The sequence below is a fragment of the Nocardia sp. CC213A genome (genome assembly GCF_030766805.1).
In the GTDB taxonomy this organism is placed as follows: Bacteria; Actinomycetota; Actinomycetes; order Mycobacteriales; family Mycobacteriaceae; genus Nocardia; species Nocardia otitidiscaviarum.
The window spans coordinates 117249-139027 of record NZ_JASFXA010000006.1 but is presented as its reverse complement, the minus strand read 5'-3'; the positions used below and the strand labels follow the sequence as shown (position 1 = coordinate 139027).

Here is a 21779-nt window from a genome sequence, read left to right as displayed (position 1 = left end):
CGGTCGCGGGAAACACTGCCGAAAGCGTGGCGATTCGCGGGCGGGGTACGGGAGTGGCTGGCGCAACACTTCCACGCGAAACAGGTAATGCTAACCTTACTTCCCTGAGTTAGGTCAGCATTACCTTGGAGGACAGGTGTCGGCGACGGACGAACGAGTACGACTGGACTTTGCGCACAGTCCGGCGCCAGCCGCCCCGGAGGGCGGTATCGACCCCATCGCGGCGGTCACCGGCCTGGCAGCCGCCGACCGATTCGGTGAATACGTCGTCTACGAGAAGCCCGGCGAATGGGTGTTCGCCGCCGACCCGCTCGGCGGCATCGAACTCGACGCCGACGAGTTGCGGGTCAGTTGGGCGGGCGACATCACCGCCACGCCGTGGACCGGCAGCCCGGCGCGGGTCGTCGACCGCGCGCTCGCGAGCCTGCCGCTGGCCGGGCGCAATGCCTACGGCTGGATCGGCTTCGAATTCTGCGCTTGGGCGCTGGGCTCGACCCAGTACGTCCACCCCCGCGCCACCCTCGCGCACCTGATGATCCCGCGTATCGAGGTGCGGCTCAACGCCGCCGGCATCCAGGTGTCGGGTGCGACCACCGACGAGGCCGCCGACATCCTGGCGCTCATCGGGGCCGCGCAGGGCACCGCGCTGCCGACCGGACATCCGGTCGACGTGACCGGCGATCCGACCGGGTACCGGGAACGGGTGGCCAAGGCCGTCGCGGAGATCAACGCGGACCGCTACCAGAAGGTCATCCTGTCGCGGAAGGTGGAGTTGCCCTTCGCCGTCGACATCCCGTCCACCTACCGGCTGGGCCGGGCCAACAACACCCCGGCGCGATCCTTCCTGCTGCGCCTGGGTGCGCTGGAGGCCGCCGGGTTCAGCCCGGAGCTGGTCGCCGCGGTGGACGGCGATCGGGTGGTCACCACCGAACCACTCGCCGGGACACGCGCTTTCGGCCGCGGTGCGGAGGCCGACACCGCCGCGCGCGCCGATCTGCTCAGCGATCCCAAGGAGATCGTCGAGCACGCGCTGTCGGTGCAGACCTCCTTCGCCGAGATCGCGACCGTGGCCGAACCCGACACCACCGTCGTCGCCGACTACATGGCGGTGCGCGAGCGCGGCAGCGTGCAGCATCTGGCCTCCACCGTGCGCGGCACCCTGGCCGCCGACCGCAGCCCGTGGGACGCGCTGGAGGTGCTGTTCCCGTCGGTGACCGCCTCCGGCATCCCGAAGGCGGGCGGCGTGGACGCGGTCTTCCGCCTGGATCACGACGAGCGCGGCCTGTATTCGGGTGCCGTGGTGACGGTCTCGCCAGACGGCGCGCTGGAGGCCACCCTGGTGCTGCGCGCGGTCTACCAGACCGGCGAGGGCGCGTGGCTGCGCGCCGGTGCGGGTGTGGTGGGCCAGTCGCGGCCGGAGCGCGAATTCGAGGAGACCTGCGAGAAATTGGGCAGCGTCGCACCGTATGTGGTGCGCGCGCAACAGCGCTGAGGCCCCGCCGCGACCTCCGCGGGAAGTCCGGACCGGACTCCTCGGCACGACAGTGCGGCGCGACAACGCGGCCGAACACCTCCGCGCGGAGATCGAGTCGTCCCCTCGCGGACAGTCGGTCTCCGATGGACCGTGTGGCCCCCGGTGAGGGCGCGTGGCTGCGCGCCGGTGCGGGCGTGGTGGGCCAGTCGCGGCCGGAGCGCGAATTCGAGCAGACCTGCGAGGATTGGGCGGCGTCGCCCTATGCGATCCGGGAACAGCAGCACTGAGCCGACCTGACCGAAACCTCCGCGCCGAGACCGCGCCGCGTCTTCCCCTCGTCGGCGGTCGTGTCGCCGGTGGAATGCGTGTGGCCCCCGCCCGAGCAGGGGGCCACACGCGTTTCGGTCGGGGCGACACGGTGTTTCGCGCGCTCGTGCCCGATCGGGTCGACGAGTTCCGGTACGGCGCACCTGCGCTCCGGTGGCTGTCGCGCCGATGACCCGCGCGCGGGTACCCGGCTCAGCCCGCCGCGCGCAGCGCCTTCTTGTCGATCTTGCCGACCGCGGTGATGGGCAGGGTGTCGGCTTGGCGCAGCACATCGGGCAACTTGTAGGTGGCCAGGCCGCGGTCGGTGAGGAAGCGCTTGATCTCGGCGAGGCTGGGCAGCTCGCCCTCGACCACCAAGACGGCGCAGACCTTTTCGCCGAGGGCGGCGTCGGGCAGGCCGACGGCGGCGGCGTGCCGCACGCGGGGATGCGCGAGCAGGTGCTCCTCGAGTTCGTCGCACGACACGTTCTCCCCGCCGCGGTTGATCACGTCCTTGATGCGCCCGGAGACGATGAGATGTCCGCTGGGCAGGCGGCGCACCAGATCGCCGCTGCGGTAGAAGCCGTCCGGAGTGAAGGAGCGCGCATTGTGTTCCGGCGCACGGTAATAGCCGCGCAGGGTGTAGGGCCCGCGGGTGAGCAACTCACCCTCCTCGCCCTCGGGCACGTCATTGCCCTCCCCGTCCACGATGCGCAGTTCGTCGTGCGGGGACAGCGGGCGGCCCTGGGTGGTGCAGACGATCTCGTCGGAGTCGTCCAGGCGGGTGTAGTTGAGCAGGCCCTCCGCCATGCCGAACACCTGCTGGAGTCGCGCGCCGAGGGCGGGGGCGACCTCGCGGGCATTGACCTCCGCCAGGCGTGCGCCGCCGACCTGGAGCAGGCGCAGCGAGGAGAGGTCGGCCTCCTCCCAGTCGGTGGCCGCGCACCACAGCTGCGCCAGCGGCGGCACCACGGCGGTCACGGTGACCCGATGCCGTTCGATGGCGGCGAAGGCGCTCTCCGGGCTGGGGTCGGTGACGAAGGCGAGCGCGCCGCCGGTGGCCACGGTGCCCAGGATGCCGGGGCAGGCCAGTGGGAAGTTGTGCGCGGCGGGCAGCGTCGCGAGATAGACGTCCTCGGGTCCGAGTTCGCACACCGCGGCGCTGGCCGTGGCGTTGTAGGCGTAGTCGTCGTGGGTGCGCGCGATGAGCTTGGGCAGTCCGGTGGTGCCGCCGGAGACCAGCATCAGCGCGATATCGGCGGCGTCGATCTCGGGCAGCGAATCGCCCTCGCCGGAAATGGAATTCAGGTCGGTGAAGGTGCCCGGATCGCCGAGCACCAGCACATGGCGCAGGGTCGGAACGGCGGCGGCGACCTCGGTGGCGAGCACGCGGTAGTCGAAATCGCCCAGCCGGTCGGCGATCAGGTAGGCGACCGCGCCCGAGAGCCGGGTCAGGTGCTCGATCTCGGCGCGGCGGTGCGCGGGCAGGGTGAGCACCGGAATGATCCCGGCGCGCAGCAGGCCGAAGAGGATGCGCGGGAAGTCGGGGACGTTGGGCAGCTGCACCACCACGCGGTCGCCGGGGCGCAGCCCGAGCTTCAGGAAGCCGTGGGCGGTGCGGTCGGCGGCGGCGTCGAGTTCGGCGTAGGTCAGGGTGGCGTCGTCGGACAGCAGGGCCGGGCGGTCGGGCCGGGTGCGGGCCGTCTCGCGCAGCAGGCGGTCGAGCGGGCGGCCGGTCCAGTAGCCCGCGCGACGGTATTCGTCGGCGAGATCGGCGGGGAAGGGAACGAAGCCGTCGCGGTGGTCCTGGGCGGCTGGGGCTGGGATTGTCACGTCGTGCCTCTTACTCACGCTATGGGATGTCATGGTCACGCTAGCGAATGGCGCTACATAGGTTAGGCAACCCTATCTCAATGGGTTAGTCTGCTCGTGAAGGAGTCCGGGCGAATCCCGGCGGCACGGCACGAGGAGTGACAGCGGCATGGAGTCAGCGCAGAGCGGCAGCGACGCGACCGGCGCGGCGATCGGCAAGGACGAGATCCGCACCGCCATAGCCACCCACCTCGGCCTCGACCCCGCCGATATCGCCGACGGCGACGACCTCATCCAACTCGGCCTCGACTCCATCCGCACCATGAAGCTCGCGGGCGGCTGGCGCAAACGCGGCATCGCCGTGAACTTCGCCCAACTCGCCGCCGAACCCACCGTCGCCGACTGGTACCGCCTGCTCGGCGGCGACCCGGCCGCGCCGGAACCGGACCGTGGTGCGGGCGCACATCGCGCCCCCACCGAAATCGCCGGTGCGGCAGCCGATGGTGCCGCAGCGGCGGTGAACCATGCCGACAGCGCGGCGGGCGGATACAGCGCGGCCGCCCATGGTGAGAACGGCGTCGCGGGCGATGCCGATGCTCAGTCGGACGGTGCCGCGAAGAACAGTGCCGCGAGTGGGCGCGCGGCGGCGCGTGGATCCGTTACCGCGGCGGGTGGGTCCGACCCTGTGGCGGTGCCAGACCCTGTGGCGGCGGGTGGGTCCGGTGCTGTCGCGAGTGGTGCGGACGGTGCCGATACTCGGCCGGACCGCGCTGCCGTTCGGCCGCAAGGGCGCTCGGGCGCACCGGTCGGTGCGGATGGCGCGGCTGCCGGTGCGGACGCTGCGGCCGACGACGGTTCCCCGTTTCCGCTCGCGCCCATGCAGCACGCCTACTGGATCGGGCGGTCCGAGGGGCAGCAGTTGGGGGCGGTCGCGGCGCATCTGTATGTCGAATTCGACGGTGGGGATGTCGATCCCGGGCGTCTGGAGCGGGCGGCCGAGCTGCTGGTGGCGCGGCATCCCATGCTGCGCACGCGGTTCCTGCCCGACGGTACGCAGCAGACCCTGGAGCGTCCGGGGCGGCCGGTGTGGAGCGTGACCGATCTGCGGGATCGGGACGCCGCCGAGGTCGAGCGGGTGCTGGCGGCGCTGCGGGACGGCAAGACCCATCAGCTCATGGCGGTGGAGGACGGGCAGGTGATCGATATCGCCCTCACCCTGCTGCCGGGCGGTCGTACCCGCCTGCACCTCGATGTGGACATGCTCGCCGCCGACGCCATGAGCTACCGCATCCTGGTCGGCGACCTGGCGCGCCTCTACCACGGCGAGGAACTGCCGCCGCAGACCTACACCTTCCGCGAGTACCTGGCGGGCCAGGCCGCGCCGGGACCGGACCACGCACGCGCCCGCGACTGGTGGCAGCGCCGCCTGCCGGAACTGCCCGGCGCACCGGAACTTCCGCGCGCCTCGGAGCTGACGCACGCGACGGCACCCGCACCAGCCTCGGTACCCGCGTCGGCTGCGGTACCCGTGCCAGCTCCGGCATCTGGGTCGGCTGCGGCACCCGCGTCAGCCGGGGCACCTGTGCCTGAGGCCGCGCCAGCCTCGGCCGACGTGGACTCGAACCTCGGTGCGGGTGAGCGGCTCTCGGGAATCTCGGGCGGCTCGACCGGTGTCGATGCCGGCCACTCGGCCGAGATGCGGACCGTGCGCTTCCACCGCTGGCTGTCCCCGACCGCGAAGGCGCGCATGTTCGCGGCCGCGCACACCCGGGGCATCACCCCTGCCATGGCATTGGCGTCGGTATTCGCCGAGACCATCGGCGGCTGGTCGGCGCGGCGGCGATTCCTGCTGAATCTGCCGCTGTTCCACCGGGAGCCGGTGCATCCGCAGGTCGACGGCGTGGTGGGCGACTTCACCTCCTCGGTGCTGCTGGAGGTCGATGTGACCGAACCGGCCACCGTCACCGAGCGCGCCCAGGCCCTGCAGCGCGAATTGCACGCCGCCGGTGCGCATTCGGCCTATTCGGGGCTGGAGGTGCTGCGCGATCTGGGCCGCCTGCGCGGTGAGCCGGTGCTCGCCCCGATCGTCTACACCAGCGCCATCAACCTCGGTGAACTCTTCGCCGAGCACGTCACCGACACCTTCGGCGACCCGGCCTGGATCATCTCCCAGGGCCCGCAGGTGCTGCTGGACGCCCAGGTCACCGAGGTTCGCGGCGGCCTCCTGCTGAACTGGGACGTCCGCGCCTCCGCCTTCCCCGCGGGCATGGTCGAGGCCATGTTCGCCCGCTACATCGACGCCATCCTCCGCCTGGCGGGCATCACCGACAGCTCCGAGGCCAGCGAAACCATCGGCGGGGCGGGGACATCGGCACGAGCGGCCACCGCATCCGCTCAGCGAGACGGTGCGGCCCTCGGAACGGCGGACGCGAGCCAGTCGCCCGCGTCGCGACCGGCGTACACGGCAGCGGCGCGAACATGGACCGCTGGCATGACGGCCACCGGCACGACGGCCACCGGCGCAGCCGCCCACGGCGCGAACGTCGCAGGCGGTACCGCCTGCGACGCGGCCGATACCTCGACCCCCGGGATCACCGAACACGCCGCACCCGAAGCCGTCGCCGATGGCGCGCACGCTGCCACAGGTATCGCGCACTCCGTGCGCGCGACGGAGGTTGCCGGGGGTATCGCGGATGCCGCGGGCGTGACGGAGGTTGCCGGGGGCATCGCGGATGCCGCCGGGGCGTCGTCGCAGCCTGGCGCGGATCTGGCCGCCCAGGTCGACGCCATGGAGGAGGCCGTGGCCGCCGCGCTGTCGGCGGCGCGGCCGGTGGACAACACCGAGACCGGCTGGGATGCCGAGGCCACGGTGCGGATTCCGCTGGAGCAGGCCGTCGTCCGGTCGCGGGTGAACGCCACCTCGGGACCGGTGAGCGGGCGGACGCTGCATGCCGGACTGTTCCAGCACGCGGCCGTGAATCCCGACGCGCCCGCCGTGATCTGGGAGACCGACGCCGAACCCGGAAGTGGCGCAACCGCATTCGCCCATGCGGTGGCCGGGCGGGGATTCGATCCCGCCGCCGGTACGGCAGCCGCGCAGACGGGTGCTCGCCGTGGCGTCGCCGGGAGCGAGCAGGAGCACGCTCACATCCAGGGTGAGCGTGCGGCGCGGACGGACGGTCGCCCCGACGGCCAGGATGATGTGCGGGCCGCCGATCGCGCCCACGGTGAGCGTGCGGCGCGGGCGCACACGCTCACCTACGGGGAGCTTGCCGCGCAGGCGCTCGCGGTGGCGGGTGCGCTGCGGGCGGCCGGGGTGCGGCCGGGGGACGCGGTGGCCGTGCAGCTGCCGAAGGGGCCGGATCAGATCGTCGCCACCCTCGGTGTGCTGGCGGCCGGTGGCGTGTATGTGCCGATCGGCTTCGATCAGCCCGCCGCGCGCCGCGCGGAGATCATCCGCACCGGTGACGTGGTGGCCGCGCTGACCGCCGGGGTCGAGGTGCCGGAGGTGCGCACGCTGGCGCTCGCCGGTGCCCGGGTGTTCGCCGAACCGCTTGCCGAGCCGGTGTTCCCGGATCCGGAGGCCATCGCCTACGTGCTGTTCACCTCCGGCTCCACCGGCAAGCCCAAGGGCGTCGAGGTGCCGCACCGCGCGGCCATGAACACCATCGACGATCTCGACGACCGCTTCGACATCGGCCCCGCGGACCGCGCACTGGCCCTGTCCGCCTTGGAGTTCGACCTGTCGGTGTACGACATCTTCGGCCTCTTCGCCGTCGGCGGCGCGGTGCTGGCCGTGGACGAGACCCAGCGCGCCGAACCGGCCCGTTGGCTGGAACTCATCGAGCGCCACCGGGTTTCGGTGCTCAACTGCGTGCCCAGCCTGCTCGACATGCTGTTGTCCGCGGCATCGGGTCGTCGCTTGGACAGCCTGCGCATGGTCATCCTGGGCGGCGACTGGGTGGACGTGGCGTTGCCGGGCCGCGTGCGGCAGGTCGCGCCGGACTGCCGCTTCGCCGGTCTGGGCGGGGCGACCGAGACCGCCATCCACTCCACCATCTGCGAGGTGGTCGACGCCCGCGTGCCCGCGGAATGGTCGGCGGTGCCCTACGGCACTCCGCTGCGGAACGTGCGCTGCCGCGTGGTCGGCCCGGCCGGGCACGACTGCCCGGATTGGGTGACCGGGGAACTGTGGATCGGCGGCGACGGGGTGGCGGCCGGTTACCGCAACGACCCCGAGCGCACCGCCGACCGCTTCGTCACTCACGAGGGCCTGCGCTGGTACCGCACCGGCGATCTGGCGCGCTACCTGCCCGACGGCACCCTGGAATTCCTGGGCCGCGCCGACCACCAGGTCAAGATTCGCGGCTACCGGGTGGAACTGGGCGAGGTGGAGAGCGCGCTGCGCGCCCTGCCCGGCGTGCGCCATGCCATCGCCGCGGTGATCGGTTCGGCCGCACCGAAACTGGCCGCCGTGGTGGTCGGGGTCGAGGGCGCGGAGCTGCGGGTGGAGGCGCTGCTGGCGCAGGCGGCGGACCTGTTGCCCGCCTACATGATTCCCGCGCGCGTCGAACTGCTGGCGGAGCTGCCGTTCACGGCCAACGGCAAACCGGACCGCAAGGCCATTGCCACGCTGCTGGCCGCCGGTGAGCGGGTGAGCGAATTCGTCGCCCCGCGTACGGATCTGGAGCGTGCCCTGGCCGATATCGTCGCCGCCGTGCTCGGCCGGGATCGAGTCGGCGCGACCGACGACTTCTTCGCCCTCGGCGGCGATTCGGTGCTCGCCACCGCGGTGGTCGCGCGAGTGCGGGAATGGCTGGATTCCCCCGACACCGTGGTGGCCGACTTCTTCGCCGCCCGCACCGTCGCCGGACTGGCGCGGCGGCTGCTGGAGCGTGAGCAGCGCACCGCCACCCCGGGCCGCCTGGCCACGGTGGCGGCGATGTACCTGGAGGTCGCCGCCCTGTCCGACGAAGAGGTGCTGGCGCAGCGCTGAGTTCCCGATACCCGTTGCCTCGCACCGAAACCGGTGCGAGGCAGCGGCATTCGGATCGGTCTACTCGGTGACCGGGCAGGTTCCGTCGATGACCCCGATGTCGTGGAAGAACTGGTAGCACGACGGATTGTCGGGCAGGAACCAGTGCAGGCCCTCCAGCAGGAACACCGCGACCAGGTTGATCACGATGACCAGCCCGCAGAACCACAGCGCGAGCCTGCCGATGCGCGCGGCGACGCCGCCGGTCGGAATCGTGTCGCCCGCGGTCGCGTGAGCGAAGGCCAGCACCGCGCCGATGGTGGCGATGGCGGCGACGAACAGGATCAACGCCCACACGTACAGGTGCAGTCCGAGTACCGTGCCGCCGTAACCCGGATCGCCCGGCAGGATGTGCAGCATGGTCTGCCGCCAGGCCGCGAAGCCGCCGCCGAAACAGCCGACGATGGCCAGCCCCCAGCCGGTCATGTAGTCGCGCCGGGTGATGGTTCCGCGCAACCCCTTGGCCACGATGTAGGCGCCACCGAGCGCGGCGAGGGTCATGAAGTTGCGCTGCACCATGCACAGCGGGCACGGATAGTCCCAGGTGCCGAACTGCACGGCCAGGCCGCCGCACACCACACCGGTCCAGCCGACCACGAAGACGACCGCGAGCCAGTACTGCACCCGGCCGAGCCGGGTGTGCTCGGTGGTGCCGGTGCCGAGCGTCGTGGGCGTCACCATGTCAGCCCCAGACCGAGTCCGCTGGTGATGTGGTGCTGCAACAGGAGGCCGGTCGCCAGGAACGCGATCCACCAGGCCGCCAGCACCAGGCGGCGGGATCGCTGTTGACAGATCATGACCAATACGACCAGCAAACCGGCCCAGAGGATCGTGTCCATGTGCCGGACGCTACTGCTTCACCTGCTGGGATCCGATCGATCGGCGCTCTGACACGCCGCTCGATCCGCGGTGTGATCGCCCTTCGGCGAATGGGCGGCATCCGGGTGCGTTCGCCGACACTCCGCGCCGACGCGCCCACCCACCTAGACTCGTGCGGGTGAGTGGTTGGGACATCGGCGACATCCCCGATCTGACCGGGCGGACCTACATCGTCACCGGCGCGAACAGCGGCCTGGGCGCCGCGACCACGCGGGCGCTGACGGGTGCGGGCGCACGGGTGATCATGGCCTGCCGCAACGAGGTCAAGGCACATGCCGTCGCCGCCGAGATGGGGGAGCGCGCGCAGGTGCGCCGCCTCGATCTCGCCGACCTGGCCTCGGTGCGCGATTTCGCCGACGGCATCGAATCCGCTGACGTGCTGATCAACAATGCCGGGATCATGGCGGTGCCGCTGCGTCGCACCGCCGACGGCTTCGAAATGCAGATCGGCACCAACCATCTCGGCCACTTCGCGCTCACCGGGCTGCTGCTGGACAAGATCCGCGAGCGGGTGGTCACCGTCTCCAGTGGCGCGCATGCCATCGGGCGCATCGACCTGGCGGATCTGAACTGGGAGCGCCGCCGCTACCAGCGCTGGGCCGCCTACGGGCAGTCCAAGCTGGCCAATCTCATGTTCGCCTACGAGCTGCAACGCCGGCTCGCCGCCGCCGGCTCCCCGACGCTGTCGCTGGCCGCCCACCCCGGTTACGCCGCGACGGAACTGCAGTCGCACACCGAATCCTTCCAGGACTTCATGATGTCCGTCGGCAATCGGCTGTTCGCGCAGAGCGCCGAGATGGGTGCGCTGCCGACGCTGTACGCCGCCACCGCCGAGGTGGAACCGGGCGCGTTCTACGGCCCCGGTGGCCTGCGCGGTCTGCGTGGCCATCCGGTGCGCTCCGGATCGTCGTCGGCCTCCCGCGACGAGATGACCGCCCGTCGCCTCTGGGAGCTGTCCGAACAGCTCACCAAGGTGACCTACCCGTTCGGGCGGAAGTAGCGAGCGGCCCAGCCGTGGAACCTCGCCGTCACCCAGCGGGTGGGTGCGGTGGTCAGTGTGCACCGGCCGCTTCGACGGTATCGCGAGCGCCATCGACCGACTGGGCGGTGCTCGGCTGAGCGGATCATCGTTTCGGTCCGGTGCGGAACTGTTCCGCACCGGGCCGTTTCACGTTCGCGCGGCGTTGGCGGACGCTCGATAGGCTGGCTCGGTCAATGGAACGTCATCCCGAATAGTGAGATGCTTATCGTGAATGTGTCAGCGGCCACACGCATTTTCCGTGGCTTCTGGTACTGTCGCCGCCATGCAGCGCGTGTATTTCTGGTTTAGCCAGCCGGCCCCGGGTGGGCCGAGCGGCGTGCACCAGCGCTGACTTCCTCCCACCCCGAGCCGGATGAACACAGACCGGCTCCGAGGGAATCTCATCGCGAATCTCCGTGGGTCGGCCTGAGAAAAGGAACCCACGAATCATGACTCTCGCCGCCGCCATCGACTCCAGGCATGCCGATCTGGACGATCAGCGCACCCTCAGCGTGAGCCCCCTGCGCTCGCCCGCCGACATCCGTCGCACCCACCCCATCGACGACGCGCTCGCCGATACCGTGCGCGCGGGCCGCAAGGCCACCGTCGACGTGCTGGGTGGCGACGACGACCGCCTGATGGTCATCGTCGGCCCGTGTTCGGTGCACGATCCCGACGCCGCCCTCGACTACGCACGCCGGTTGGCGGCCAAGGCCGCTGAACTCGGGGACCGGCTGCACATCGTGATGCGCGTCTACTTCGAGAAGCCGCGCACCACCCTGGGCTGGAAGGGCCTGATCAACGACCCGCACCTGGACGGCACCTTCGACATCAACACCGGGTTGGATCTGGGCCGTCGCCTGCTGGTCGACATCACCGCGCTCGGGCTGCCGGTGGCCTGCGAATTCCTCGACCCCATCACCCCGCAGTACATCGCCGACCTGGTCGCCTACGGCGCGATCGGCGCGCGCACCGCGGCCAGCCAGGTGCATCGCCAGCTTTCCAGTGCGCTGTCCATGCCGGTCGGCATCAAGAACGGCACCGACGGCGACGTGCAGGTGGCCGTGGACGGCGTGCGGGCCGCCGCCGCCAGCCACGTATTCCCCGGCACCGATCTGGAGGGGCGTTCGGCGCTCATCCGCACCGCGGGCAACCCGGACTGCCATGTGATCCTGCGCGGCGGCAGCAACGGCACCAACTACGACGCGGCCTCCGTGGCCGAGGCGTGCCTGCGCCTGGAGAAGTCGTCGCTGCCGCAGCGCGTGGTGATCGACGCCAGCCACGGCAACAGCAACAAGGACCACAACCGGCAGGTCGACGTGGTCACCGATATCGCCGCGCGCATCGCGGCGGGGGAGACCAGCACGGTCGGCGTCATGATGGAGAGCTTCCTGCTCGCCGGCCGCCAGGACCTCACCCTCGGCCGCGCCGACGACCTGGCCTACGGACAGTCCATCACCGACGCCTGCCTGGACTGGGACACCACCGCCGCGCAGCTCGACCGGCTGGCCGAGGCCGTCGCCGCACGACGCGGCTGAGTTGTCGCAGCCACACGGAGCGGCCGAGTTGTTCGCAGCCACACGGAGCGGCCGAGTTGTTCGCAGCCGCACGGAGCGCTGAGTCGTACTCAGCCGTAAGACGCGGCTGAATTCGCTCACGCCGGGGTGGCGACAATGCCGAGGAGATCGCCTGAGGCGCGGGTTCGGACCTCGAAACCCGCGCCCCTCAGGTGCTCGGACAGCTTGCCCGGCAACGGTTTCGGGCTGCTCGAGGTGCCTGCTCCGGGTTCGCCGTAGCCGTACACCAGGTACAGGGCACCGCCCGGGTTCAGCAGCTCGCGGATGAGGGTGAGCTCCGGGGTCGGATCCCGGGTCCAGAAGAGATTCACATTGACCGCGAGCACCTTGTCGAAACCGGTGCCGCCGTCCCGGACATCCTTGGGGCGCAGTTCCTCCAAGGCCAGGTGGAGTAGCCGTACCCGGCCCGAATCGATCAGTGCGGCATGCTTTTTCCTGGATCGTGCGATGGCGGTGGCGGACCGGTCGATGGCGACGACCTGCCCCGTCGTCAACGGCTCCGCCAGATAGGCGACCGACGGGCTGGACCCCGCGCCCACTTCCAGGATCCGGTCCTCTGCCCGTATTCCCATGATCCTGACAATCCACTCGAACCGCGCCGTGCCCGCCATAACCGCAATCTACGCGGGCACCCCCAGGCTCATATGTCCTTCGCCCATGACGATCACAGATCGGCCGGAAGGATCCGGAAATTCTCGATTCCGTGTGTGAGTGGCGTGATTGCTCGAAAGTCCCGTTGGTCCAATGTGAAGATGGCGTTGGTTCGATAGCGACCGGCAAGGACGACACCGACAGCGTCCGCCACATCGAGGCGAAGCTCCTCGTACTTGGCTCGAACCTCCTGTGCCGCAGCCAGATCGACATGCTTCAACTCGGCCAACCGATATCGCCCGTCGATCATGCGGCCCATGAGTGCGTTCACGATCTGCATCGCGGCTGGGAAGCCGAGCTCTCGATGTACGAGATGATCCAACTCGGTCAGGACGAGCGGCGAGATCGCCAAGGTCTCACTCTCCATGACCGAAGCTGCGGACCGGTGATCATCCTGGTCGGCATCGAACGCCGCGAACAGTGCGGAGGTGTCGGCGACGATGATCATCGCCGCTCCGACTGCTGCTTGATATGCGCGTAGATCTCCTCGTCCATTTCCTCCGCCGTGCGCGATCGACCGCTGTGGAATACCGGCAGTGGAGCGTCGTGCTTGGGCCTGGTGGATGCGTCCAACAGCATGGTGATACCTCTGCGGATGAGCTCGGCCTTGCTCACACCGGTAGCGGCGGCTTCCGCGTCGAGCCGCGTCTCCAGTTCGTCCGGTAGGTACACGGTCGTCTTCACCATGCCATATAGGGTGCCACCCGTTTGGCCGGTGCGGACTGCTTGTGGTCGCGGTGACGTCAACCGGGCGACAGGCGGGCTCGGGCCTTCTCCGCCCAACGTTCGACGTGGTCGAGGTGGCGTTGGGCCTTGTTCAGGGCCTCCTGGGCGGTGCGGGTGGCGGCTACGGTGAAGCGGCGTTCGGATTCGGCGTGCGAGAGGTCGGCGCGCAGGGCGGCGATGCGATCCTCGACGGCGGTGAGGTCGGCGGTGACGCGGTCGCGGTCGGCCTGGGCGGAATCGCGGGCGGCGCGGGCGGATTCGAGCGCCGCGAGGGCATCGGCGGCCTCCTGCCGGGCGGCGGCCAGCGCCTCCTCCTCGGCCGCCCTGCGCCGCTCCTCCCGCGCCCGTGCCGCGCTGCCGGACTTCCCACTGCCGGACTTCGCACTGTCGGATGTCGCGGTGCTGTCGGACGTTCCTGTGTCGCCGGATATCGCGGTGCTGCCGGACTCGGCCGTGCCGCCGAACCTCGCGGCGCGACCGGGTCCGCGCGCGCCGTCGGGTCTGTTGCCACCGCCGGAATCTCCTGCGGCACTTCCCGTATCGGCTCCGGCGAAACGCCTGCCGTCGGCGGTCGTGCTGCCGGACTTTCCGGTTCCCTTCGCCCGGTCGCGTGGTGCCCTTGCGCCCGTCGTCGGGTGCGCCGGATCATCGGCGGCGTGTGCACGAGTCGCGCCCGCGCGAGTGGAAGTGCCGGTGGCGGAGGGGGATTCCTGGGTGGGGACGGCGGAGAGGGTGGTCGGGCCGAAGCCCTCGTAGCTGGTGGCGGTGGTGAGGGTGCCGGTGCGGACCGCTGCCGCGACGTCGGGGTCGGCGAGGGCGGCGTGCAGGGTCCGGCCGATCTCGCGGAGGGTCGCCTCGCTCAACTTCTGGTCATGGGTGGCCGCCAGTTCGCCCGCCTTCCGGGTCAGCGCGCTCACCACCTGCTGGCGCTGGGTGGTGAGCGCCCGCAACGCCTCGCCCGACAGTTTCCGCTGCGCCTCCCGCAGCGCATCCCCGAGCGCCAGCAGCGCCGTCACCTCGTCCGTCGCCTCCCGGGCCAGCACATTCACCGCCCACGCCGCCACCGTCGGCCGCCGCAGCGTGCCGATGGCCCCGGCCAGCGCCCGATCCCCGTCCTCGCGCGCCCGCCGCACCCGCTCGTCGCGCGCCGCGACGAACTCCGCCGGGGCGAGGCCGTACAGCTCGCCCGCAACCTCCTCGAGCGTCATGCCCCCAGCCTACGAGCGCCCACCCCGGATGTTTCGACCACCTCTGGTCGTTCGCCTCCGATCACTCCCGGTGGCTGGCCGCTCGTTGTATCGTGTCCGGCTGCGGAGCGGGCCGCACGTGGGTTCGCGGTTCGGCGTGGCGCGGTGGTCGGGTGTTCAATCGCGGTCGAATTCGGCGGGCCAGGCCGGGGCCTGGCCGGGTGGGTCGGTGGCGAGGCGGCCCGCGATCCAGATATCGCGGCGGATGCCGCGCTGCACCATGCCGCCGCGCAGGATGCCCTCGTAGCGGAAGCCGGTGCGGCGGACCACGGCCGCGGAGGGGTGGTTGCCCACCATGGCGCGCCATTCGAGGCGGCCGTAGCCGAAGGGCGTGGGGGCGAAGGCGGCGGTGCAGGCCAGGTCCACGGCCTGGGTCATGAGGCCGCGACCGCGGACGGCGGGGCAGAGCCAGTAGCCGATCTCGGCGGTCTCGTCCTGCGGGCGGATGGTGGGGTGCAGGCCGATCATGCCCACCACCGGCCCGTCCGCCGCCGTCCGCACCGCCCAGGTGGGGCTGCGCGCGGCCCATCCGGGAATCACGATGTCGGTCACGAAGCCCTCGGCGTGTTCGCGCAGGTAGGGCACCGGCATGGTGGTCCATTCCCCGATGGACGGCTCCTGACAGCAGGTGGTGATGGCGTCGATGTCGTACACCGTGGGCGGCGTGAGCCAGACCGTTCCGTTCGACAGGGTGCTCGGGTCCATCGCCTCATGCTGGCATAGGATCACCACGGTGGTTGCCGCACTGCTCGCCGATTTGTTCGAATCCCATCGATCGCACCTGCTCGCGGTGGCCTATCGGCTGACCGGCAGCGTCACCGACGCCGAGGACGCGGTGCAGGAGAGCTGGCTGCGCCTGGCCACCACGCCCCAGTACGAGATCGAGGATCTGCGCGCCTGGCTCACCACCGTGGTCAGCCGCATCTGCCTGGATCGCCTGCGCAGTGCCGCGGTGCGCCGGGAAACCTATGTGGGGCAGTGGCTTCCGGAGCCGATCGTGACCGCGCCGAACCCCTCCAGCACCCCCGATCCGCTGGCCGCGGTGGTCCGCAAGCAGGACGCCCGCTTCGCGGCGATGATCGTGCTGGACAACCTCACTCCGCCGCAGCGCGTGGCTTTCGTTCTGCACGAAGCCTTTTCGGTGCCGTTCGACGAGATCGCCGATATCCTGGACATTTCCACCGACGCCGCTCGGCAGCTCGCCGCGCGGGCGCGCAAGGCCGCGGCGCGCAGCCCGGAGCCGGTTCCCGATCCTGAGCACGAGGCCGTCGTGCAGCGGCTCATCGAGGCCATGTATTCCGGTGACCTGGACCGGGTGGTGGCGGTATTGCATCCGGACGCCCGCACCATCGGCGACGCGGGCGGCACCACCGCCACCGCCATCAATGTGGTCACCGGTGCGGACAGGGTCGCCCGGCTGTTCCTGGGACTGCGCCGCAAGCTCGGATTCGACGATCCCGCCGCCTTCGCCAGCGGTGTGTTCGAACCGGTACTCGTCAACGGTCAACTGGGCGTGCTGGTGCACGAGCGGGAACCGGGGGAGAACCATCCGGGCAATCCGCGCCGGGTGTACGGCTTCACGGTGGCGGACGGAAAGATCTGGGGTATCTACGATCTCGCGAATCCGGCCAAGCTGTCCGGCATTCGCCTGTCGCGCTGAGGCATTCGGCGAACCGGTATTCGGCGAACCTAGGACAGCGCGACGGCGCGGTCGCGCACGTGCGACCGCGCCGTCCACATCCGAGTGGGCGGCACACCCCCGACGGTCCTGCCGCACACCGGATTCGGTCAGTTCGGCGGTGTCTGCACCGCGGAACCGCTCTCGCATTCCATGCCGCCGGACAGGCTCACCGATCCGGTGGGTGTGCAGTTGCCGATCCCGGATCCGGTTCCGGAGCCGGAGTTCCCGCCGGAGCCGGAGGGCGGGAAGCTCGATCCGGTGCTCCAGTCCGGGGTGGTCGACCCGGTGGCCCAGCCGATGAGCTGGTTTGCGATGTGGTGGGCATGATCGACGACCGCGACGGGTTGTAACAGCAGGTCGATAAAGGAGGCCATGTGCGCCCCTTTCGTTGATCCACCGGCGAGGGTGGGTGTGAGATGGAACACGGGGAGGCTAGCCGCCATTGGGTCAATGCACAATCACACTGGTAGACAAGCTATTTCAAAAGTGAAACATAGGCATTCGCTATCGCTTCGCAACCATTTCGCCCGGTGGGCTACTCTCCGGACATGCCCTACGTTCCCACCGTCGAACGCCTCCGCCCCTTCGGAGCCACCATCTTCGCCGAGATGACCGAACTCGCCGTTCGCCACGGCGCGATCAACCTCGGTCAGGGGTTTCCGGACAGCGACGGTCCCGCCGGCATGCTCGAGGTGGCGCGGCAGTGCATCGCCGACGGTCTGAACCAGTACCCGCCGGGCCGCGGCATGCCCGTGCTGCGCCGAGCCATCGCCGCCGATCGCGCCCGCCGCTACGGCACCGCCTACGACCCCGACAGCCAGGTGCTGGTCACCGTCGGCGCCACCGAGGCCATCGCGGCCACCATCCTCGGGCTGGTGGAGCCGGGGCGCGAGGTGGTGCTCATCGAGCCGTACTACGACTCCTACGCCGCCGCCGTCGCCCTCGCCGGGGCCAAGCGCCGCACCGCCCGGCTGGTTCCCGACGGCGACGGCTTCGCGCTGGACCTGGACAGCCTGCGTGCCGCCATCACCCCCGAAACCCGCATGCTGCTGGTGAATTCGCCGCACAATCCCACCGGCACGGTACTCGGCCGCGCGGACCTCACCGCCATCGCCGAACTCGCCGTCGAACACGACCTCCTCGTCATGGCCGACGAGGCGTACGAGCACCTGGCTTTCGACGGGCACGAGCACATCAGCATCGCCACGCTGCCGGGCATGTTCGAGCGCACGGTCGTGATCTCCAGCGCCGCCAAGACGTTCAGCGTCACCGGTTGGAAGATCGGCTGGGCCTGCGCTCCCGCGCCGCTGCTGGACGGCGTGCTGGCCGCCAAGCAGTTCCTCACCTTCGTCGGCGGCGGCCCCTTCCAGCCCGCCGTCGCGCACGCCATCGAGCACGAACAGCGGTGGGTGGCCGACCTGCGGGAAGCACTGGCGGACAAGCGGCTTCGGCTCTCGTCCGCTCTGGCCGAGGCCGGGTTCGCGGTGAAGCGCAGTGACGGAACGTATTTCGTCTGCGCCGACATCACCCCGCTGGGCGCGACCGACGCCCTGGCGTTCTGCCGTGAGCTGCCCGCACGCCTCGGGGTGGTCGCCGTGCCGGTGAGTGTATTCGCCGACGACCGTGCCGCCTGGAACCATCTGGTGCGCTTCGCCTTCTGCAAGCGGGACGAGACCCTGGAGGAGGGGGTGCGGCGGCTGCGCGCCGGTGTCCAGGTGGGCTGACCCGGTCGGCACGGCCGGAAATAGTCGGCCGTGTGGGTCGTCCGCCCCGGCCCCGCCGGGTGGCGCCCGGTGCGCGGCCTCGGATCAGGCGGGCACCGGCCGCGCCCGGTCGGCGGCGAGCAGGGCGGCCATCGCGCCCAGCATGGTCCCGGTCACCCACCGCTGCACCCGCTGCCACAGCGGCCGCCCGCTCAGGAAGCCCGCGACCGCCCCCGCGCCCAGCACGATCAGACCGTTCACGGCCAGGGCGATGGCGATCTGCACCGCGCCCAGGCACAGGCTCTGCAACCACACCCGCCCGTGCTCGGGCGTCACGAACTGCGGGATCAGCGCCATGTACATGATCGCGATCTTGGGATTGAGCAGGTTCGTCACCAACCCCATGGTGAACAGTCGTCGCGTCGGATCGGCGGGCAGCGCGTCGGGGGCGAACGCCGAGATGCCGCCGGGGCGCAGCACCTTCCAGGCCAGCCAGGCCAGATAGGCGGCCCCGGCGAACTTGATCGTCAGGTACAGGCCGGGTACCACCGCGAAGACCGCGGTGATTCCGGCCGTCGCCGCGCCCAGATAGCACGCGAAGCCGACCGCGACGCCCGCCAGCGAGACGAATCCGGCCCGTCGTCCCTGCGACACCGTGCGGGAGACGAGGTACATCATGTTCGGTCCCGGGGTGAGCACCAACCCCAGCGCCGCGGCCGCCACGCCCAGTATCGCCGTCGCCTCGATCATGCGGTCGATACTCCCCGGCCCGTGTGCCTGCTGTCGCGGGCCAGTCGGCAACCACTGGCCCGGCCGATCACGAGCGCAGCGTGCCCGGATACAGGTATTCGTCGGCGGGCGGTTCCTCGCGGTCCAGCCAGGCGGTGAAGAACCCGGTCAGATCGTGGCTCGTGCGGGACCGCACGAACTCGCGGAACTCCGGCATGGACGCGTTGCCGTAGGCGTGCCCGACCACGAAATCCCGGATGGCGGAGAAGAACACGTCGTCGCCGAGGGTGCGGCGCAGGGCGTGCAGGAACAGCGGGCCGCGGTAGTAGACGGAGGTGAACTCGTACCCCACGCCCGGATCCTGGAGTTTGATCTGCCAGAACTTGGGATTGTCGTAGAACTCGGCCACGGTGTCGCGGTACTCCGCGTCGACGTCCCTGCCTTCCTTGCGCTCCGGCCACAGATAGTCGGCGGTGTAGCTGGCGAAGCATTCGTTCAGGCAGATATCCGACCACTGCCGCACCGACATGGAATCGCCCCACCACTGGTGAGCGATCTCGTGCACCACGGTCTGCAGATCCGTCCACGGCGCGTAGATGGGCCGGGTCTGGGTTTCGAGCGAGAACTCCAGGTCGGTGTCGACGTAGATGCCGCCCGCCACATCGAAGGGGTAGGGCCCGTACAGTTCCTCGCCGAAGTCGAGAATCTCCGGCAGCCGCAACTCGTTCTCCTTGGCGTCCACCGCATCCGGTGCGAACGCGCTCAGCAGCGGGGTGCCGTCGGCGCGGCGCTGTTCCAGGAATTCGAAGCGGTCGATGGCGACGGTGGTGAGGTAGCCGATCACCGGATGCCGCGACTCCCACCGCGTGGTCCGGCGACCGTCGGTCACCGTATCGGTGGTCTTGGCGCCGTTGGACATGACCTCCCACTCCTGCGGCACCGTGGCGGTCAGCGTGAAAGTCGCCTTGTCCGTTGGCGTGTCGTTGAGCGGGTACCAGCTGGTGGCCGAATGCGGCTCGCCCGCGACGAAGGCCCCGCCGCTGGGGGAGACGTACCAGCCGGAATTCTCGTCCGCACCCACCGGCCCCGCGTAGTCGACCTCGACCGTGAACGGCAGGCCGGGCAGCAGCGGCAGCAGCGGGGTGACGACGAGTTCGTGTTCGTCGGTGCGGTCGAACCGGGCGGGCAGATCGTTCACCGTCACTGTCGCCACCTCCGGACCGGCATAGTCCAGATTGAAGGTGCGCAGCGCCTGGGTGGCCCGGGCGTGCACCCGGGCCGAACCGGTCAGGTGCCGGGTGGGCGGGTCGTAGTCGATCGCGACGTCGTAATGAGTGGCGTCGTAGCCGCCATTGCCGTCCAACGGGTAGTAGGGGTCACCGAGCCCGGGCGCACCCGCCAGCGGATCGACCGGCTGTGCCTGCGCGGGAGCGGCCGAGGCGGCCGACGCCAACGCGACACTCGCCACCGCGTACCGCCACCACCTGCGAGAAGTCACCGAGCTGCCCCTTTCCGGCATCCCTTGCCGATCAGCCGATGCTAACCGCCGCGTGTCAGTGGCTGGTGCCCGACACCGCCACGCTCGCGCCCAGCCCGAAGATCATGACGCCGCCCGCGCCGCCGACCGCCTCCAGCCGCTTGGGTGAGCGCGCGAACCAGCTGCGCGCCGTCCCAGCGAGCAGCGCCCACGCGCTGTCCGAGACCAGGGCGATGAGCAGGAAGGCCAGGCCCAGAATCAGCATTTGCAGCGGTATCGCCCCGCTCGCCGGATCGACGAACTGCGGCAGCACCGCCGAGAAGAAGATGATGGCCTTGGGGTTGCTCACCCCGACGAGGAACGCCTGGCGCAGCATCTTGTTCCGATGCGCCGGCTCCACGTCGGCCCGCAGCGCTGCCCGCAGTGACTTGCGGTCGCGGATGGCCTGGATGCCGAGGTACATCAGGTAGAGCGCCCCGACCACCTTCACGATGGTCAGCGCGACCGCGGACGCGGCGACCAGGGCGCCCAGCCCGGCGGCGACGCACAGGAGGACCAGCAGCACCCCGACCGAATGGCCGAGCACCGACAGCAGGGCCGCCCGCCGTCCGTTGGCGAGGGCGCGTCCGATGACGAAAAGTACACCGGGACCGGGGATTACGATCAGAACGGTGGCCGCGACGAGAAAGGCCAGCAGATTTGCGGCAGGGATCATCGACTCAGTGTATGCGCGTGCACCTATCTCCGGTCCACGGAATATCAGGTCCCGCGCAGCTCGTCCGGCAGCTGCTGCGGATCGATGAGCAGTCGTTTGGCGTCGACCCGGCGCACCTTGGCGGCGAGGTCCAGATTGTCGGTGAGCAGCTGCCATTCCACCTCGTGGATGGTGGTGCGGGCACGCTCGATGACATTGAGATCCCGGGTGCCCCAGGCGATGGGCATCATGGTCACCGCATGCCACAGCTCGCCCACGGAGGCGGGGGCGCGGTCGATGCGCACGGTCACCGAGGGCACCCGCTCCCCGGCGCGGATCCGGTGGCCGGGCAGGCTGCGGACCGTGCGGGTGACCAGCGCGTAGCGCGGACCGTCGGCGGTGGGCTTGGCCAGATCCACCAGGGCCAGCAGGGTGGTGCCCTTGGCGGTGCTCTCCGAGACGACCGCGGGGACGAGCGCGCCGGTGGCGTAGAGCTTGTCGATGCGGGCGCGATGCGGGGTCCACAGTCCCACGAACAGCGCGGTCGCCGCGCCCAGGGCGAAGGCGACGGCGAGCAGGTAGGACCACGGGTGGTCGAGCCAGATGAGGTAGCCGGTCCCCACGCCGAGCACGATCGACGCGGCGATGGCGAGCACCCGAATCCGCCGCAGGTAGGCGGCGACCTCGTTGACCGTTCGGGCATGCTCACGATCGACCGTGAATTCGAAGCGCCGTCGCACGTCGGTTCCCTCCCGCCCTTTTATGGA

At 70.4% G+C, this 21779-nt stretch carries 20 protein-coding genes; 7 read left to right on the top strand and 13 right to left on the bottom strand.

The window, feature by feature from the left end; translation table 11 throughout:
- Nucleotides 1-136: 136 nt before the first annotated feature.
- Nucleotides 137-1492 (top strand): salicylate synthase, encoded by a 1356-nt coding sequence (locus tag QJS31_RS13250; RefSeq protein ID WP_372341587.1) that lies wholly within the window; start codon nucleotides 137-139, stop codon nucleotides 1490-1492.
- Between the two features lie 125 nt (nucleotides 1493-1617).
- Nucleotides 1618-1761, top strand: coding sequence for a hypothetical protein (locus tag QJS31_RS13245; RefSeq protein WP_282785206.1), 144 nt, complete (start codon nucleotides 1618-1620; stop codon nucleotides 1759-1761).
- 232 nt (nucleotides 1762-1993) lie between these two features.
- On the opposite strand, the gene QJS31_RS13240 is transcribed toward QJS31_RS13245, so the two are convergent.
- Nucleotides 1994-3646 (bottom strand): (2,3-dihydroxybenzoyl)adenylate synthase, encoded by a 1653-nt coding sequence (locus QJS31_RS13240; RefSeq protein ID WP_282785205.1) that lies wholly within the window; start codon nucleotides 3644-3646, stop codon nucleotides 1994-1996.
- Nucleotides 3647-3761: 115 nt separating this feature from the next.
- Between QJS31_RS13240 and QJS31_RS13235 the strand changes: the two genes are divergently transcribed.
- Nucleotides 3762-8588, top strand: coding sequence for a non-ribosomal peptide synthetase (locus tag QJS31_RS13235; protein ID WP_306356834.1), 4827 nt, complete (start codon nucleotides 3762-3764; stop codon nucleotides 8586-8588).
- A 60-nt stretch (nucleotides 8589-8648) separates the two neighbouring features.
- Here the strand turns inward: QJS31_RS13235 and QJS31_RS13230 are convergent, their stop codons facing one another.
- On the bottom strand, nucleotides 8649-9308 hold the full coding sequence (locus QJS31_RS13230) for a disulfide bond formation protein B (RefSeq protein WP_282784955.1): 660 nt from the start codon (nucleotides 9306-9308) through the stop codon (nucleotides 8649-8651).
- Nucleotides 9302-9466, bottom strand: a complete 165-nt coding sequence (locus QJS31_RS13225) for a DUF5993 family protein (RefSeq protein WP_282784954.1) — start codon at nucleotides 9464-9466, stop codon at nucleotides 9302-9304. Before QJS31_RS13225 ends, QJS31_RS13230 begins: the two co-directional genes overlap by 7 nt.
- A 158-nt stretch (nucleotides 9467-9624) precedes the next feature.
- Between QJS31_RS13225 and QJS31_RS13220 the strand changes: the two genes are divergently transcribed.
- Both QJS31_RS13220 and QJS31_RS13215 read left to right on the top strand, forming a co-directional pair.
- On the top strand, nucleotides 9625-10506 hold the full coding sequence (locus tag QJS31_RS13220; RefSeq protein WP_282784952.1) for an oxidoreductase: 882 nt from the start codon (nucleotides 9625-9627) through the stop codon (nucleotides 10504-10506).
- Between the two features lie 470 nt (nucleotides 10507-10976).
- On the top strand, nucleotides 10977-12065 hold the full coding sequence (locus QJS31_RS13215) for a 3-deoxy-7-phosphoheptulonate synthase (RefSeq protein ID WP_306356833.1): 1089 nt from the start codon (nucleotides 10977-10979) through the stop codon (nucleotides 12063-12065).
- Between the two features lie 116 nt (nucleotides 12066-12181).
- On the opposite strand, the gene QJS31_RS13210 is transcribed toward QJS31_RS13215, so the two are convergent.
- The 5 genes from QJS31_RS13210 to QJS31_RS13190 form a co-directional block, all read right to left on the bottom strand.
- Nucleotides 12182-12676 (bottom strand): trans-aconitate 2-methyltransferase, encoded by a 495-nt coding sequence (locus tag QJS31_RS13210; protein ID WP_306356832.1) that lies wholly within the window; start codon nucleotides 12674-12676, stop codon nucleotides 12182-12184.
- A gap of 92 nt (nucleotides 12677-12768) precedes the next feature.
- Entirely contained in the window at nucleotides 12769-13203 is a 435-nt protein-coding gene (locus QJS31_RS13205) for a type II toxin-antitoxin system VapC family toxin (protein WP_306356831.1), read from the bottom strand.
- A complete protein-coding gene (locus QJS31_RS13200; protein WP_282784945.1) occupies nucleotides 13200-13442 on the bottom strand; it encodes a CopG family transcriptional regulator in 243 nt (80 codons plus the stop codon). Before QJS31_RS13200 ends, QJS31_RS13205 begins: the two co-directional genes overlap by 4 nt.
- Nucleotides 13443-13498: 56 nt before the next feature.
- Complete coding sequence (locus QJS31_RS37355; protein WP_372341586.1) at nucleotides 13499-14689, bottom strand: hypothetical protein; 1191 nt, start codon at nucleotides 14687-14689, stop codon at nucleotides 13499-13501.
- Nucleotides 14690-14845: 156 nt separating this feature from the next.
- Nucleotides 14846-15433 carry a GNAT family N-acetyltransferase gene (locus QJS31_RS13190; protein WP_282786631.1) on the bottom strand — a complete coding sequence of 196 codons (588 nt, stop codon included), beginning with the start codon at nucleotides 15431-15433 and terminating at the stop codon, nucleotides 14846-14848.
- A 28-nt stretch (nucleotides 15434-15461) separates the two neighbouring features.
- Between QJS31_RS13190 and sigJ the strand changes: the two genes are divergently transcribed.
- Nucleotides 15462-16388, top strand: coding sequence for an RNA polymerase sigma factor SigJ (gene sigJ, locus QJS31_RS13185; protein WP_306356830.1), 927 nt, complete (start codon nucleotides 15462-15464; stop codon nucleotides 16386-16388).
- Nucleotides 16389-16516: 128 nt separating this feature from the next.
- Here the strand turns inward: sigJ and QJS31_RS13180 are convergent, their stop codons facing one another.
- On the bottom strand, nucleotides 16517-16783 hold the full coding sequence (locus QJS31_RS13180; protein ID WP_039809360.1) for a hypothetical protein: 267 nt from the start codon (nucleotides 16781-16783) through the stop codon (nucleotides 16517-16519).
- 174 nt (nucleotides 16784-16957) lie between these two features.
- On the opposite strand from QJS31_RS13180, the gene QJS31_RS13175 reads away from it, so the two are divergent.
- A complete protein-coding gene (locus QJS31_RS13175; protein ID WP_306356829.1) occupies nucleotides 16958-18133 on the top strand; it encodes a pyridoxal phosphate-dependent aminotransferase in 1176 nt (391 codons plus the stop codon).
- A gap of 84 nt (nucleotides 18134-18217) precedes the next feature.
- Here QJS31_RS13175 and QJS31_RS13170 read toward each other — a convergent pair whose 3' ends face one another.
- The 4 genes from QJS31_RS13170 to QJS31_RS13155 form a co-directional block, all read right to left on the bottom strand.
- On the bottom strand, nucleotides 18218-18862 hold the full coding sequence (locus QJS31_RS13170) for a LysE family translocator (protein ID WP_282784367.1): 645 nt from the start codon (nucleotides 18860-18862) through the stop codon (nucleotides 18218-18220).
- A 67-nt stretch (nucleotides 18863-18929) separates the two neighbouring features.
- Nucleotides 18930-20339, bottom strand: coding sequence for a M1 family metallopeptidase (locus QJS31_RS13165; RefSeq protein WP_306356828.1), 1410 nt, complete (start codon nucleotides 20337-20339; stop codon nucleotides 18930-18932).
- 55 nt (nucleotides 20340-20394) lie between these two features.
- Nucleotides 20395-21033: a LysE family translocator gene (locus QJS31_RS13160; protein ID WP_282784362.1), complete on the bottom strand. Its 639-nt coding sequence runs from the start codon at nucleotides 21031-21033 to the stop codon at nucleotides 20395-20397.
- 44 nt (nucleotides 21034-21077) lie between these two features.
- Nucleotides 21078-21752, bottom strand: coding sequence for a DUF3239 domain-containing protein (locus QJS31_RS13155; RefSeq protein WP_282784360.1), 675 nt, complete (start codon nucleotides 21750-21752; stop codon nucleotides 21078-21080).
- Between the last annotated feature and the right edge of the window lie 27 nt (nucleotides 21753-21779).

Bases quoted from the DNA above. Each gene is read 5' to 3' on its own strand.
- QJS31_RS13245 (WP_282785206.1), top strand. From the start codon at position 1,618: ATGGACCGTGTGGCCCCCGGTGAGGGCGCGTGGCTGCGCGCCGGTGCG.
- QJS31_RS13240 (WP_282785205.1), bottom strand. From the start codon at position 3,646: ATGACATCCCATAGCGTGAGTAAGAGGCACGACGTGACAATCCCAGCC.
- QJS31_RS13235 (WP_306356834.1), top strand. From the start codon at position 3,762: ATGGAGTCAGCGCAGAGCGGCAGCGACGCGACCGGCGCGGCGATCGGC.
- QJS31_RS13230 (WP_282784955.1), bottom strand. From the start codon at position 9,308: ATGGTGACGCCCACGACGCTCGGCACCGGCACCACCGAGCACACCCGG.
- QJS31_RS13225 (WP_282784954.1), bottom strand. From the start codon at position 9,466: ATGGACACGATCCTCTGGGCCGGTTTGCTGGTCGTATTGGTCATGATC.
- QJS31_RS13215 (WP_306356833.1), top strand. From the start codon at position 10,977: ATGACTCTCGCCGCCGCCATCGACTCCAGGCATGCCGATCTGGACGAT.
- QJS31_RS13210 (WP_306356832.1), bottom strand. From the start codon at position 12,676: ATGGGAATACGGGCAGAGGACCGGATCCTGGAAGTGGGCGCGGGGTCC.
- QJS31_RS13205 (WP_306356831.1), bottom strand. From the start codon at position 13,203: ATGATCATCGTCGCCGACACCTCCGCACTGTTCGCGGCGTTCGATGCC.
- QJS31_RS13200 (WP_282784945.1), bottom strand. From the start codon at position 13,442: ATGGTGAAGACGACCGTGTACCTACCGGACGAACTGGAGACGCGGCTC.
- QJS31_RS37355 (WP_372341586.1), bottom strand. From the start codon at position 14,689: ATGACGCTCGAGGAGGTTGCGGGCGAGCTGTACGGCCTCGCCCCGGCG.
- QJS31_RS13190 (WP_282786631.1), bottom strand. From the start codon at position 15,433: ATGGACCCGAGCACCCTGTCGAACGGAACGGTCTGGCTCACGCCGCCC.
- QJS31_RS13180 (WP_039809360.1), bottom strand. From the start codon at position 16,783: ATGGCCTCCTTTATCGACCTGCTGTTACAACCCGTCGCGGTCGTCGAT.
- QJS31_RS13175 (WP_306356829.1), top strand. From the start codon at position 16,958: ATGCCCTACGTTCCCACCGTCGAACGCCTCCGCCCCTTCGGAGCCACC.
- QJS31_RS13170 (WP_282784367.1), bottom strand. From the start codon at position 18,862: ATGATCGAGGCGACGGCGATACTGGGCGTGGCGGCCGCGGCGCTGGGG.
- QJS31_RS13160 (WP_282784362.1), bottom strand. From the start codon at position 21,033: ATGATCCCTGCCGCAAATCTGCTGGCCTTTCTCGTCGCGGCCACCGTT.